Below are 12,838 nucleotides of genomic sequence, written 5' to 3'. Positions count from 1 at the left end.
CCGCCGAACGACCGAACCACAAGATCGGCAGCCCGATTGCGTTGCGCAAGCAACGAACCGACGGCGGTGCGGCCAAGCCCCGCTCAACCGCACCATCGCGCAAAAAACAGGTTCTAGCTGGCCTGCTTCTCGTAGCCGACGAGACGGACGCAGACGGTGAGCCCCTCGATCGCCCGCTCCAGCTCTTCCAGCCCCGGGTAGCCCGGCCCGATGCGGATGAAGGCGTCGCGCGGGTCGTCGCCGTACGGATGCGTCGCGCCGGCCGGGGTCAGCGCGATGCCGGCCTCCTTGGCACGGCGGACGACCTCCTTGGCGCACCCGTCCTGCACCTCCAGGGACACGAAGTACCCGCCCTTGGGCGAGGCCCAGGTGGCGAGCCCGGTCCCGCCGAGTTCCGCCTCCAGGATCCGCGCCACCGCCTCGTTGGGCTGCAGCAGGACGCGCTGGCGCTCCATGTGGGCCCGCACCCCGTCCGCGTCCCGCAGGAAGATGGCGTGCCGCAGCTGGTTGATCTTGTCGGGGCCGATCGACCGCTTGGAGTTGTTGCCGAGCAGCCACTGCACGTTCGCGGACGACGAGCCGAAGAAGGCGACGCCCGCGCCCGCCGCGGTGATCTTCGAAGTGGAACCGAACACGAAGACCCGGTCGGCGTTCCCGGCCTCGTCGCAGGCGGCGAGGAGGTCGGCGATCTCGACGGGCTCGTCGGTGAGGTGATGGGCGGCGTAGGCGTTGTCCCAGAAGATCCGGAAGTCGGGCGCGGCGGTGCTCATCGATGCCAGCCGCGCCACGGTCTCGTCACCGTAGCTGACGCCGTCCGGGTTGCTGTACTTCGGAACGCACCAGATGCCCTTGATCGCCGGGTCCCCGGCGACGAGCCGCTCCACGATGTCCATGTCCATGTCCGGGCCGTCAGCGGTCATCGGCACCTGGAGCATGTCGATCCCGAACCGCTCGCAGAGCGCGAAGTGCCGGTCGTAACCGGGCACAGGAACGCAATCCGCTCCTGGTCCACCCAGCGCGATTCGGCGCCCGGCAGGACGCTCAGCAGGGCGTGCACCAGGCAGTCGTGCATGAGTTCAAGGCTGGAGTTCCCGGCCGCGAGCAGCTGCGCGACCGGCACCTGCAACACCCCGGCGAAGATCTCCCGGAGCTCGGGCAGCCCCTGCAGCCCGCCGTAGTTGCGGACGTCCGTGCCGTCGGCGGCGGTGTGCCGCCCGCCGGGCAGGCTCAGCAGGTCATCGGAGAGGTCGAGCTGCTCCGGCGAGGGCTTGCCCCGGGTGAGGTCGAGCGAGAGCCCGCGTTCCGCGAGATCCTGGTAGTCCTGGCGAGCCCGCTCAAGGAGCCCGGTCAGGGCGTCGGCGCTCAGCTCGGTGGTCATGGTGCTTCCTCTCCCAGGTGCCACATCGACGGTGTTTGCGCCCGCCGAGCTTACGAACCGGCCGCCGCCGGAGGTCAGGAAGATCCGGGCGCGTCGTCCTCGGGTGCATACGAGGCGAGCCGGGCGGCGAGGTCTTCGGCGGGGGCGGTGCTGCGCGCCGCCCGATCGGCTGATGTGCGGGGCAACCACCCGGCCGTCGGGTTTTGCCGGTTACCGATCAGTAGTACCGTTGCGTGACCGACATCACCAACGTTCGAACCGTTGGGGGCATTGATGACCACAGTGGACAGAAGTCGCGAGGTTCGGATTGACGCCGCGCAGGCCCGGCAGGTGGCCGAGGAGGCCCGCGAATCCCGCTGGGACCGGCCGAGCTTCGGGAAGGAGCTGTTCCTCGGCAGGCTGCGGCTCGACCTGATCGACCCGATGCCCGAGGGCCAGAGCTCACCCGAGGGTGAGGCGTTCCTCGAACGGTTGCGCGAGTTCTGCGAGACGGAGGTCGACGGACGCCAGATCGAACGGGACGCCCGGATCCCGGACGAGGTCATCAACGGCCTGAAGGAAATCGGCGCCTTCGGCATCAAGATTCCCGCGGAGTACGGGGGCCTGGGGCTGCCGGCGGTCTACTACCACCGGGCGCTGATGCTCGTCGCCACGGCCAACCCGTCGATCGGCGCGCTGCTGTCCGCGCACCAGTCCATCGGCGTGCCCCAGCCGGTGAAGATGTTCGGCACCGCCGAGCAGAAGCGGCAGTTCCTGCCGCGCTGCGTCCGCGAGATCACCGCGTTCCTGCTCACCGAGCCCGACGCGGGCAGCGATCCGGCGCGGCTGGCCACCAGCGCGGTGCCGAGCGCGGACGGCCGGAGCTACACGCTCAACGGGGTCAAGCTCTGGACGACCAACGGCGTGCTCGCCGACCTGCTGGTGGTGATGGCGCGGGTGCCGCGCTCTGAGGGGCATCGCGGCGGCGTCACGGCATTCGTCGTCGAAGGCGACGCCGACGGCATCACCGTGGAGAACCGCAATTCGTTCCTCGGGCTGCGCGGCATCGAGAACGGCGTGACCCGCTTGCACGACGTCGTGGTGCCCGCGGAGAACCGGATCGGCCGCGAGGGCGAAGGCCTGAAGATCGCGCTGACCACGCTGAACACCGGGCGCCTGTCGCTGCCCGCGATGTGTGCCGCCGCCGCGAAGTGGTGCCTGCTGATCGCCCGCGAGTGGTCGGCGCAGCGGGTCCAGTGGGGTCGGCCGATCGGCGAGCACGAAGCGATCTCCGACAAAGTCTCCTTCATCGCAGCCACGGCTTTCGCCCTGGAGGCCGTGCTCGAACTCTCCGGCCGGCTGGCCGACGCCGACCGGCACGATATCCGCATCGAAGCGGCCCTGGCCAAGCTCTACGCCTCGGAGATGTCCTGGCTGATCGCCGACGAACTGGTGCAGATCCGCGGCGGGCGCGGCTACGAGACGGCCGACTCGCTGGCCGCGCGGGGCGAGCGCGGGGTGCCCGCCGAGCAGCTCCTGCGCGACCTGCGGATCAACCGGATCTTCGAGGGCTCCAGCGAGATCATGAAGCTGCTGATCGCCCGCGAAGCGGTCGACGCGCACCTGTCGGTGGCGGGCGACATCATCGACCCGAAGGCGGACCTCTCCCGCAAGGCGCGCGCGGCCGCCCGCGCCGGTGGCTTCTACGCGCGTTGGCTGCCGACGCTGGTGGCCGGCAAGGGGCAGCTGCCGGGCGGCTTCGGCGAATACGGGCCGCTGGCCGAGCACCTGCGGTTCGTGGAGCGGGCCAGCCGGCGGATCGCGCGCCAGACCTTCTACGGGATGTCGCGCTGGCAGGGCAAGCTGGAGCACCGGCAGCTGTTCCTGGGCCGCATCGTCGACATCGGCGCGGAGCTCTACGCGATGAGCGCCAGCTGCGTGCACGCCCGCTCGGCAGGCCAGGACCCGTCGGCGGTGGAGCTGGCCGACGCGTTCTGCCGCCAGGCGCGCCGCCGCGTCGAGACGCTGTTCCGGCAGCTCTGGCACAACACCGACGCCGCCGACCGGGGCCTCGCGCAAAAGGTGCTGGACGGCCGCTATTCCTGGCTGGAGGAGGGCATCCTGGACGCCTCTTCGGACGGCCCGTGGATCGCGGAATCAACACCGGGACCGTCACAGCAAGATAACGTCCGCCGGACCGTGCCGCGCACTTGACAATCCACTGTGGACTAATATTCGGGAACCGCACCGGCTGCCGCGCGACCACGCCTATTGACCAAGGCGAGTGACGCCAGTTACATTCCCGCCGCAAAAAGGACTTTTGCACCGGGAATTCGCACGGTGACTCCCCGGACGGCGGCATGCGCTTGTCCGAACACCGCCGATCGGCACGGAAGGGCAAGCGCATGAGCCAGGCAACGCGGCCTGAGCACGACGACGAACCAGCCAAGGAAGGCACCGCGCAGACCGACGTCGGCGAGATCGTCGCCGCACACGACGAAGAACGCCCAGCCCGGCAACTGTCCCGCCGCCCGGATCTGCTCATCTACCTCGTCGCCCTCGCGGTCGCCGGTGCTCAAGCAGGTCTTCTACCCGCTCACCAAAGGCAACCAGTACTACCTGGTCATCTTCCTCGGCTGCACGCTGCCGCGGGTGTTCCTCTGCTACCGGCCGGGCAGTCGCCGCCCGAAGGGCGACCGCGACGACCCGGCCTAATACGACTGGGCGCTCTCGGCGATCGCCCTGCTCGTCGGGTTCTACCCGGTGCTGCCGGTCCCCTCCGGCGGCTTCGACGCGTTCCTCGACCGCCAGGGCAGCCTGTCCACCGTGGACATCGTGGCCGGGGCGCTGCTGCTCCTGCTCGTCCTCGAAGCGACCCGGCGCACCACCGGCTGGATCCTGCCGGTGATCTGCGCGGCGTTCATCGGCTACGCCTACTACGGCGGGTTCCTGCCGCAGAACTGGGGAATCGCGCACGCGGGCGTGCACTTCAGCCAGATCTTGACGTCCACCGGACGGCTAACTAAAGCCGCCGGATTCCAACCAGCAACGCTAGTTGGCGGTCCCCCATCACTGAGGTTCCTGGTTCCTGCTTCGCAGACCCGCCCAACGGCTGGAGGTCTCCACAGGCTGTCACCGCTTGAAGCACGTCGGCTTCTTTCCGTCCAGCGGCGAGAATGTTGCGGGCCGCGTTGACGTCCGCGTGCCCGGAATGTCCGCAGGTGGTGCACCGGTAAACCGCTTGGCTCTCACGGGATGCCGGATCCACACTGCGGCACACAAAGCAGCGTTGCGACGTGTACGCGGCAGGGGTCTTCCCGACGGTGCTCTACTACCTCGGCATCGTGTTCGCGGTGGAGGCCGACGCCCGCCGCTTCGGCGCCAAGGCGGTCAACACCGAACACGGCAGCGCGTGGCGGCTGCTGCTGCGCGGCGGTTACCACCTCCTGTCGCTGGCGATCATCGTCGTGTTCCTCGCCCTGGACATCCCGCCGTTCGCGGCCGTCGTCTACGCGACCGGGGTCGCCGCGCTGTTCACGCTGATCTCGGGGCTCGTCCGGGCCGAACACGGCCCAGGTCCGGCGGCGTTGAAGTGGTTGCGGGACATCGTGGACGCGCTGTCGGCCGGGGTTCGCGGCGCGCTGCCGGTGGTGGCGGTGTGCGCGGCGGCCGGGATCATCACCTCGACGATCACCAAGACCGGGCTGGGCCAGGAACTCGCCGACGCACTGGTCTCCGCCGCCCAGGCGATCACCAGCAACCCCACCGCCATCCTGGTGTTCACCGTGGTGTTCGCCGCGCTCGCGGTCGGCGTGCTGGGACTCGCGGTGCCGGTGACGGCGTCGTTCATCATCGCGTGGGTGGTGATCGGGCCCGCGCTCGGCGCCCTCGGCGTCGCCGATGCCGAGCGGGCCATGTTCATCTTCTACTACGCGGTGCTCTCCGAGGTGACGCCGCCGACCGCGCTGGCCGCGGTCGCCTCGGCCGCGATCACCGGCGGCCGGATCACCGCGACCATGATGCAGGCCTGGAAGTACACGCTGCCCGCGTTCCTGGTGCCGATCGCGTTCGTGCTGACGGACAACGGATCCGCGCTGCTGCTGCAATCCGATCCGCTCACCATCGTATGGGTCGCCGCGGCGTCCATCGTGGCCGTCGCCGCGCTCAGCGTGGTGACCGGCGGCTGGCTGGCCGGCCCAGTAAGCCGCCCGGTACGCCTGCTCTTCGTGCCGGGCGCGTTGTGCCTGCTGTACCTGGAACCGCCGGTGGTGGCGATCGGCCTCGGCTTCTGTGTGCTCGGTCTGGTCGCGCAGCTGGTCCTGCGCCGCAGGGAAACGATCAAGGAGGTCCGTGATGCGGATTAGGGGATTACTGGCGGCGACCGCGGCGGCGGTGCTCGTGCTGTCCGGCTGCGGCGGCAAGCAGGTGCAGGACAACCAGACCGACGGGGCCAGTCCTGCGAGGCCGCCGAAGGCCGGTTGACGATCGCCACCGGCAACACCGGCGGCGTGTACTACGTGCTCGGCGGCGGTCTCGCGCAGCTGATCAGCAACAACACCAAACTCCGTGCCACCGCGGCGGAAACCGGCGCGTCGGTGCAGAACATCCAGCAGCTGGCGGCCGGCGACTACGACATCGCATTCACCCTCGCCGACACCGCCCCGCCGACGCGGTGCAGGGCAAGGAGAGCTTCGCGGGCAAGCCGCAGCAGATCCAGGCCCTGACCCGGCTGTACCCGAACTCGACGCAGGTAGTGGTGCGCGCCGACTCCGGCATCAACAGCGTGGCCGACATGCGCGGCAAGCGGATCTCCACGGGCTCGCCGAAGTCTGGCACCGAGGTCATCGCCAACCGGGTGCTGTCGGCGGCCGGGCTGAACCCGGGCACCGACATCCAGGCGCAGCGCCTGGCACTGGGCAAGGCGGTGGACGGCATGAAGTCCGGCACCGTCGACGGCCTGTTCTGGTCCGGTGGCCTGCCGACCCCGGAGATCACCGACCTGACGACCTCGCTGGGCGGCGCGGTGAAGTTCATCGATATCACCCCGCAACTACCCGCGATGCAGCAGATCAGCCCGGTCTACGAGGCGAGCACCATCCCGGCCGCCACTTACAAGCTGCCGGCGGACGTCCCGACGATCGCGGTGCCGAACCTCCTGGTGGTCCGCGAGGACTTCCTGGCGGGCAACGCCTGCGCGATCACGAAGCTGATCTCCGACAAGCGAGCGGACCTGGAGCAAATCCACCCCTCGGCCAAGGAGATCACGAAACACAACGCCACCAAGACCGACCCGATCCCGCTGCACCAGGGCGCCAAGCAAGCCCTCGGCGGCTGATTCCCGTTACAGCAGGCCGCGTTTGGCGGCCTGCACGCCGGCGCGGAAACGCGTCGTGGCGCCGAGCTGCCACAAACCGCTGTCATACCGTTCCTAGAGGTTCAGCGGGAGTGAGTCCTGTTGCCAGGTCTCGTGCTCAGGCGAACGCGGCGGCGAGGTTCCGCCTGCACCCAAACCAGGTACAGGCGGAACGGCTCACGGCGTGGGATCAGCCGCAGGTCGCGAGCATTTCCTGCAGCGCCTTCTTCTCCGGCTCGGTGACGGTCAGGTCGTAGGAGCGCTTGACCGTGATCCAGCTCGTCGCGTAGCTGCACCAGTTGGCGCGCTCGGGCTTCCACTGGGACGGGTCCTGATCGCCCTTGCTGCGGTTGGAGCTCGCGTCGACGGCCACCAGCTGCGGCAGCTGCATGTCGTTGGCGAACTGCTCGCGGCGCTGGTCGTCCCACTTGTTCGCGCCGCTGCGCCAGGCGTTGGCCAGCGGCACCATGTGGTCGATGTCGATCGCCGACGGGTCGGTCAGCTGCTGGCCGCTGTAGGCGCTGGTCCACGTCCCGGAAGTAGGTTCGCAGGCGTTGTTGGAGCGGACGTTCTGACCGTCCCGCGCCAGCACCGCCTCGCGGGTGTTGCAGTTCTTCCCGGCTTCCGGCTTCGTGATCCAGTGCTTGAACCGCTCCCGCGAGTAGCCATCCATCGAAACCGCCTGGGCGACGCGGAGTTCGGCGAGCTGCTCGGCGACGGGGCCGGTGGCGGACCCGGCGGCACCGCCCTGCGGGTCGAAGAAGCCGGACTCGAAAACCACCCACATCAGGCCCAGCAGCGCGGCCGCCACGACCGACGCCCAGACGGACTTCTTGGCAGCCATGCGTCTCCCCTGCTCCGGCGGCGGTTCGCCGTCCATTCGATCATCCCGCGGTGCGGCCGCTCTCCGCCGGGTGAGTATCTTGACATCCTTCCCCACCCGGCGAGGGATTCCAACTCTCAGAACAGCGAGAATTGAGGTCCACGAGCGCTCTTCGGCCACCTTGCGGCTTGGTTCTTGCGCGAGTTCTTGTCTATCCACCCGCAGTCGCTACAGCTCAGACTGGTGTAGGGGGCCGGTACGTCCTGCACTCGGCCTGGTGCTTTGTGTTCGGTGCGCTGCCGCAGCAAACCCCATACTTTGGGCGAGTACAGCACGGTTGAGTCCGGAATTGGCGTACCTCTCTTCCGGCCTGAAGGCCGGGAGCGCTACGTTCCCTCGGTGGCCCGGCACACCGACGTACAGCCGCTCGCCCCGGTTCGCGGGATGTACCGGGGGATGTAGCGCAGCAGCAGGCCCGCCCCCAGCAGGCCGAGCACGCCCATGCCCGCTCCGGCGAAACCGACGCCGGCCAGCGCGGTCAGCCCGGACACGGTGACCGGCCCGACCGCTTGCCCGAAGTCCGCGGTGAACCGCCAGGCGCCGAGGAACGGTGCCGGACCGGGCTGCGGCGCCAGGTCCGCGCCAAGGGTCATCAAGACTCCGCTGCTGGTGCCGTTGGCCAGCGCCAGGAACACCGCGACGATCGCGAAGGTCGGCACGTCGACCACCGCGAACAGCGCCAGATGCCCGACCGCCAATCCGGTCATGGCCGGCACGGCCGCCCAGATCCGGCCGAAGCGGTCCATGATCTGGCCGGATGCGTAGGAGAGCGCGAAGTCGATCCCGCCGGCGATGCCGATGACGACTGCGGTCGTCGAGGGCGGCAGCCCGGTGGCGACCGCGACCATCGGCAGCACCACCATCCGGGACGCCCGCAGGCCACCGATCAGCGCGGCGCAGGATCCCATCCGCACCAGGACGCCGCGGTGGCGCACCAGCGTTCCCACCAGTCCTTGGGGCTCGGGGGCGGCGGCCGGGTCCCGTGCGGTGCCGAGGTCTTCGGTGCACAGCAGCAGGATCACGGCGGCCAGGGCGAACGCGATGTGCAGCAGGAAGACCGCCCGCTTGTCGGGGGTCGCCATCAGTACCAGCACCGCCAGGAACGGGCCGATGAAGTAGCCCGCCCGGAACAGCCCGCCGAGCACGCTCAACGCCCTGGCCCGGTAGCGCACCGGCACCGTCGTGGTGATGAACGCGTGCCTGGCGAGCGCGAAAACCGCCGTCGACAGGCCGACGAGGAACACGCTCGCGCCCAGCATCCACGGGCTCGTCGAGAAGTAGCAGCCGAGCAGGCCGAGAACCGACACGATCGCGGCGCCGATCATCGCCGTCCGCTCGCCGAGGCGGTGCACGAGCGCACCGCTGGGCACGTCGCCGACGAGCTCCCCCACCATGATCATGGCGCCGATCAAGCCCATCGTCCCCAGGCCGGCGCCCTGGTCCGCGGCGATGAGCGGGATCATCGGGATGATGGCGCCTTCGCCGGTCGCGAACAGCAAGGTCGGTCCGAACGCCGCGAGCGTAACTTTCCTCAGCTCGAACGAGCGCTCACCCATCGTCCACCAACCTCCGAATGAAGGGCACCTGCTGCCAACTTACTTGCAATGCCTGGGACTTAAGCGGCTCGGGGTTGGGCTGGGGTGTGGGTTGTGGTTTCGGGGCTGGCGGGGGGTGTGATCTGGACCTGGTAGCTGGCGTTGGTGCTGGTCAGTTGCTGGGTCCGGCCTCGCCAGGAGTAGCGGGGCAGGGTGTTTTTCAGGGCTCGGGGGAAGGCTGGTGTGGTGGGTGATCAGCTGTCTGCAGAGATCCTGACCGGCCCAGTCGAGGTGCTGGTGGGCTTGTGCGGGTGTGGTAGTGATCGCGTGTTGGGCGGTGTCTCGGCGGGGAACCGGAACGACGGCGCTCACAGATGATGTCCTTCAACCGCTGCTCCATCCGGCCGCCGATGACGCTGCGCCGGTACTTGGGGCACCACACCACATGAAACACGCACTGGAACGCGATGTTGGAGTTCGATCGGAGCGCGATACCCATTTTGACGCGCTAACCCCACAGCTAAAGCAAGTGGTCTGCGCGCTACCTTTGTCCGATCGCGACCGGTGACTGCCACGTTATGATCTCCCCGGGAAGTAAAACTGGATTTCCCAGTCCAACTCCCGGGGAATGGTTGCTTGGTGGAGGATGCCCCTCACCCTGATCCGCTCAGCTCCCGCCCCCCGCCGCCAAGTTGAACTCGGTTCGCGCCTCGGAGAACAACGCGGCCGGCGTCTCCACCGCGTCCTCCGCGATGACCAGATTGCCGAGATCGCGGACGTTACCGAACTCACCGATTTCGGTAACGCAGGGTGTCCGGTCCTGCGCGGAAACCGGTACACACTGGGAAAATGACGCCGTTCCTGCCCGTCAACCGGAGGTTTGTCGCGGCCAGCAAACGGCAACAACGGGAATTGTCAGTGCCAGCAATGCCGCGGGAAGCACGAACCCCAGCGCCGCGTCGTACCGGTACAGGCCGGTGAACGCCGCCGGAGCGGCCGACATCCCGAGGAACCGCAACGCGGTCACCACCGAGATGGTCCCGCCGCGCCCGCTGGCCCCGCCGGTGAGCGCCGTGGCGTGGATGCCGACCAGGATCAGCTGCCCGCAGACGCCGCCGACCGCCCAGGCCACCGCCACCGCGGGCAGCCACGCGACCAGCCCGATCGGCGCGACAGCCAGCGCACCGAACAGCAACCCGACGCATACGACGGCGCGCTGGCCGTACCGGTCCACCGCCCCGCCGGTCAACCTGGCCCCGATCGCCCCTGCCACGCCGTAGGCGGTGAGCACCAGCCCACGCGCGCCGGGGCTCAGGGAGAACGCGTCGTCCAGCCGGAACGAGACCAGGAACGGCAGGCCCGCCAAGCACGCCCAAGCGACGAAGGCGACACCTCCGGTCAGCAGCACGGAAATCCGCCAGGCGTCCAGCAGCGAGGCGGGGCGCTGCGCCGCACCGTCGCGCGAATCCGCCGGCAGCGGGCTGATCGCCAGCGCTGCGGCGGCCGCGGCGAGGCCGACGAAGGCCCACTGCCAGGACCCTTCCGCCGCGAGCCCACCGACCAGCGGTGCCGACGTCTGCCCGATCGCCTGCATAGCGCCGTAGGTGCCCAGGGCCCGCCCGAGGCGCTCCTTCGGCGTGACGGCGGCGAGCTTGGCCAGCAGCAGCGGCGTGGTGAACGCGTTCGCGATGCCCTGCAGCGCACGACTGGTCTGGAAGAGCCAGAACCACGGTGCGAACGCGGCCAACAACGCCACGACGACGTACCCGGCGTAGGCGATCCGGATGCTGCGGCTCATGCCCCACCGCTCGCCGAGACTGCCGGACACCAGCATGACGATCGCGAACGGCAGCAGGTAAACGGTCAGCGATGTCGCCGCGATGCCTTGCGACACGGCGAAACTGCGGCTCAACTCCGGAAGCATCGCCGAGACCACGCCGCCGCCGAAGGGCCCGAGCAGTCCGCCGATGTGAAGCGCGACCCGAGCGTTCACCGAACCGCCGACCCCGAACGGCGTCCTGGATCAGCCGTCCGATGCCGGATCATCAACTACCGCCTCCCGTCGCACGAGCCTCCCATGAGTCGACCACAGCACCGCGGCCGAAGTCGAGCGATCAACCCGCCGAGTCCCTTTCGGTCCCGGCGACGGGTCAAAGCGATCGCAGATATGGCGCCACCTCGGCGGCGAACAGGTCGAGGGATTCGGCGACGCGGCCGTAGGGAATCCCGCCGATCTGCGGGCCGAAGATCATCAGGTCGTGACCGAAGCGCTCCCGGTAGGTGCCGACCCTGTCCACGATCTCCTCCGGGCTGCCAGCGAACAGCCCGCGGCCGGTTCGTCGCCGGCGGTCGCGGGTGGGGTCGCGGTCAGTCCGCTGGGCCTCGTAGTACGGGCACAGCGCGTCCCTCACCTGCTGGGAGGTCTTGCCCACGAACAGCAGCCCGCCGGAGCCCACCCGGGCCCGCGCCGGGTCGTGGCCGTAGGCGGCCCAGCGCTCCCGGTAGTGGTCGACAAGCTTCCCGTAGTTCTCCATCGGCTGGATCGCGTTGGCCACGAAGATCGGATCGCCGTACCTGGCATCCAACTGCACGTCCACGCACCTCCACACGGGTCACCGCCGACGGCGACCCGAGAAACCGGGAACTGGGATGTCCTTTTAGGACTTAAAAGTTCGACGCCCTGGTTCGCGCGCCAGTCACCGGCGACAGGCCTGGCTGGCCACGCGGCGCAGATCGACGTGCCGACGCCGGGTGAACGCGATCATCACCAGGCGATCGTCGAGCGGGCCGCCACCCGGTGTCAACCGCCGCACCGGCCGTCCCACCACGCGGACTCGCGCACCGAAATCCGGCCCGGAGCTCGAAGGTTCCATGAACGGCGGGTGAAAAACGGCAAACGGCTTGGGAAAAATACTCCCGAAACGGACATCCGGCACATCGTCGCAGACCAGCCGTCGATCCGGGCGGCGTGAACGGGGCGCCGAACCGGACGAATCTTGACCGCCGCAATAACCGAAACCTATGGTCCAGACCACGGCTGAGCGTGGGGTCCGCCCGGCTGACCGGTGGTCGTCGGAATGTTCTCTCTCCCCTTCCTCCGCCAAGTTCCACCCCAGCAACCGCCGCTCAGGCACCACCCACCTGACGAGGCGGTCTCGCCAAAGGAGCTGAGATGAACAAGAACCCGAAGCTCGCCGTCGCCGTGGTCGGTGCGGCGCTCGCCCCCTTCCTGATCACGATCCCGGCCGGCAGCGCCAGCGCGCACGGCTACATCGACTCGCCGGCGAGCCGGCAGGCCCAGTGCGCCGCCGGAACCGTTCCGTGCGGCGCGATCAAGTACGAGCCGCAGAGCGTCGAGGGCCCGAAGGGCCTGACCAGCTGCAGCGGCGGCAACGAGGGATTCGCGGAGCTAGACGACGACAGCAAGGGCTGGACCGCGACGCCGGTCGGCAACTCGGCGACGTTCAACTGGACGCTGACCACCGCGCACCGCACGACGACCTGGGAGTACTTCATCGGCGGCAACCGGGTCGCCGTGTTCGACCAGGGCGGCCAGCAGCCGCCGTCGCAGCTGTCGCACACCGTCGACCTCGGCGGCATAAGCGGCAAGCAGAAGATGCTGGCGGTCTGGAACGCCGCCGACACCGCGAACGCCTTCTACGCCTGCGTCGACCTCGACGTCGGCGGCAAGTGACCGTCCGACCGGCGTT

At 69.0% G+C, this 12,838-nt stretch carries 14 protein-coding genes and 2 pseudogenes; 8 read left to right on the top strand and 8 right to left on the bottom strand.

Going from position 1 to position 12,838, the window contains the following annotated elements; all coding sequences use genetic code 11:
• Positions 1–113: 113 nt before the first annotated feature.
• Positions 114–1,378, bottom strand: a pseudogene (locus DL519_RS05180) (aminotransferase class I/II-fold pyridoxal phosphate-dependent enzyme).
• A gap of 273 nt (positions 1,379–1,651) precedes the next feature.
• Here DL519_RS05180 and DL519_RS05175 point away from each other — a divergent pair.
• Positions 1,652–3,571: an acyl-CoA dehydrogenase family protein gene (locus tag DL519_RS05175; protein ID WP_190813112.1), complete on the top strand. Its 1,920-nt coding sequence runs from the start codon at positions 1,652–1,654 to the stop codon at positions 3,569–3,571.
• Positions 3,572–3,651: 80 nt separating this feature from the next.
• On the opposite strand, the gene DL519_RS45675 is transcribed toward DL519_RS05175, so the two are convergent.
• Positions 3,652–3,936: a hypothetical protein gene (locus tag DL519_RS45675; protein WP_223838459.1), complete on the bottom strand. Its 285-nt coding sequence runs from the start codon at positions 3,934–3,936 to the stop codon at positions 3,652–3,654.
• On the opposite strand from DL519_RS45675, the gene DL519_RS45670 reads away from it, so the two are divergent.
• The 6 genes from DL519_RS45670 to DL519_RS05155 all read left to right on the top strand — a co-directional run bounded on the left by DL519_RS45670 (position 3,929) and on the right by DL519_RS05155 (position 6,692).
• The gene (locus DL519_RS45670; RefSeq protein ID WP_223838458.1) at positions 3,929–4,072 is read left to right on the top strand and encodes a hypothetical protein; all 144 of its coding nucleotides are present in this window, start codon (positions 3,929–3,931) and stop codon (positions 4,070–4,072) included. The two genes, DL519_RS45675 and DL519_RS45670, sit on opposite strands and share 8 nt — an antisense overlap.
• 48 nt (positions 4,073–4,120) lie before the next feature.
• Entirely contained in the window at positions 4,121–4,552 is a 432-nt protein-coding gene (locus tag DL519_RS45665; protein ID WP_223840462.1) for a hypothetical protein, read from the top strand.
• Between the two features lie 101 nt (positions 4,553–4,653).
• The gene (locus DL519_RS05160) at positions 4,654–5,721 is read left to right on the top strand and encodes a TRAP transporter large permease subunit (RefSeq protein ID WP_223838457.1); all 1,068 of its coding nucleotides are present in this window, start codon (positions 4,654–4,656) and stop codon (positions 5,719–5,721) included.
• Positions 5,711–5,839 carry a hypothetical protein gene (locus tag DL519_RS48395; RefSeq protein ID WP_263399580.1) on the top strand — a complete coding sequence of 43 codons (129 nt, stop codon included), beginning with the start codon at positions 5,711–5,713 and terminating at the stop codon, positions 5,837–5,839. The genes DL519_RS05160 and DL519_RS48395 overlap by 11 nt, the downstream gene beginning before the upstream one ends.
• Complete coding sequence (locus DL519_RS48390) at positions 5,836–6,081, top strand: TAXI family TRAP transporter solute-binding subunit (RefSeq protein WP_263399579.1); 246 nt, start codon at positions 5,836–5,838, stop codon at positions 6,079–6,081. The genes DL519_RS48395 and DL519_RS48390 overlap by 4 nt, the downstream gene beginning before the upstream one ends.
• Positions 6,030–6,692 (top strand): TAXI family TRAP transporter solute-binding subunit, encoded by a 663-nt coding sequence (locus DL519_RS05155; protein ID WP_263399578.1) that lies wholly within the window; start codon positions 6,030–6,032, stop codon positions 6,690–6,692. Before DL519_RS48390 ends, DL519_RS05155 begins: the two co-directional genes overlap by 52 nt.
• A gap of 208 nt (positions 6,693–6,900) precedes the next feature.
• On the opposite strand, the gene DL519_RS05150 is transcribed toward DL519_RS05155, so the two are convergent.
• From DL519_RS05150 to DL519_RS05125, 6 genes and pseudogenes are all read right to left on the bottom strand, one after another.
• Complete coding sequence (locus DL519_RS05150) at positions 6,901–7,554, bottom strand: HNH endonuclease family protein (protein WP_190813111.1); 654 nt, start codon at positions 7,552–7,554, stop codon at positions 6,901–6,903.
• Between the two features lie 365 nt (positions 7,555–7,919).
• Positions 7,920–9,149 (bottom strand): MFS transporter, encoded by a 1,230-nt coding sequence (locus tag DL519_RS05145; RefSeq protein WP_190813110.1) that lies wholly within the window; start codon positions 9,147–9,149, stop codon positions 7,920–7,922.
• Positions 9,150–9,495: 346 nt separating this feature from the next.
• Positions 9,496–9,627 (bottom strand): annotated as a pseudogene (locus DL519_RS05140) (transposase); the annotation flags it as partial.
• A gap of 369 nt (positions 9,628–9,996) precedes the next feature.
• The gene (locus DL519_RS05135) at positions 9,997–11,121 is read right to left on the bottom strand and encodes an MFS transporter (protein ID WP_190813109.1); all 1,125 of its coding nucleotides are present in this window, start codon (positions 11,119–11,121) and stop codon (positions 9,997–9,999) included.
• A gap of 157 nt (positions 11,122–11,278) precedes the next feature.
• Positions 11,279–11,725 carry an LLM class flavin-dependent oxidoreductase gene (locus DL519_RS05130; RefSeq protein ID WP_223838456.1) on the bottom strand — a complete coding sequence of 149 codons (447 nt, stop codon included), beginning with the start codon at positions 11,723–11,725 and terminating at the stop codon, positions 11,279–11,281.
• A gap of 99 nt (positions 11,726–11,824) precedes the next feature.
• Positions 11,825–12,163: a putative leader peptide gene (locus tag DL519_RS05125; RefSeq protein ID WP_190813108.1), complete on the bottom strand. Its 339-nt coding sequence runs from the start codon at positions 12,161–12,163 to the stop codon at positions 11,825–11,827.
• A 137-nt stretch (positions 12,164–12,300) separates the two neighbouring features.
• On the opposite strand from DL519_RS05125, the gene DL519_RS05120 reads away from it, so the two are divergent.
• Complete coding sequence (locus tag DL519_RS05120; protein WP_190813107.1) at positions 12,301–12,822, top strand: lytic polysaccharide monooxygenase auxiliary activity family 9 protein; 522 nt, start codon at positions 12,301–12,303, stop codon at positions 12,820–12,822.
• The last annotated feature ends 16 nt before the right edge of the window (positions 12,823–12,838 follow it).

Source organism: Saccharopolyspora pogona, assembly GCF_014697215.1.
GTDB lineage: Bacteria > Actinomycetota > Actinomycetes > Mycobacteriales > Pseudonocardiaceae > Saccharopolyspora > Saccharopolyspora hattusasensis.
Note: the sequence above shows the minus strand (reverse complement) of the source record. Positions and strands in the feature narration are given on the sequence as shown.

Coding starts and splice junctions, on each gene's coding strand:
- DL519_RS05145 (WP_190813110.1), bottom strand. CDS start 9,149: ATGGGTGAGCGCTCGTTCGAGCTGAGGAAAGTTACGCTCGCGGCGTTC.
- DL519_RS05150 (WP_190813111.1), bottom strand. CDS start 7,554: ATGGCTGCCAAGAAGTCCGTCTGGGCGTCGGTCGTGGCGGCCGCGCTG.
- DL519_RS48395 (WP_263399580.1), top strand. CDS start 5,711: ATGCGGATTAGGGGATTACTGGCGGCGACCGCGGCGGCGGTGCTCGTG.
- DL519_RS05120 (WP_190813107.1), top strand. CDS start 12,301: ATGAACAAGAACCCGAAGCTCGCCGTCGCCGTGGTCGGTGCGGCGCTC.
- DL519_RS05175 (WP_190813112.1), top strand. CDS start 1,652: ATGACCACAGTGGACAGAAGTCGCGAGGTTCGGATTGACGCCGCGCAG.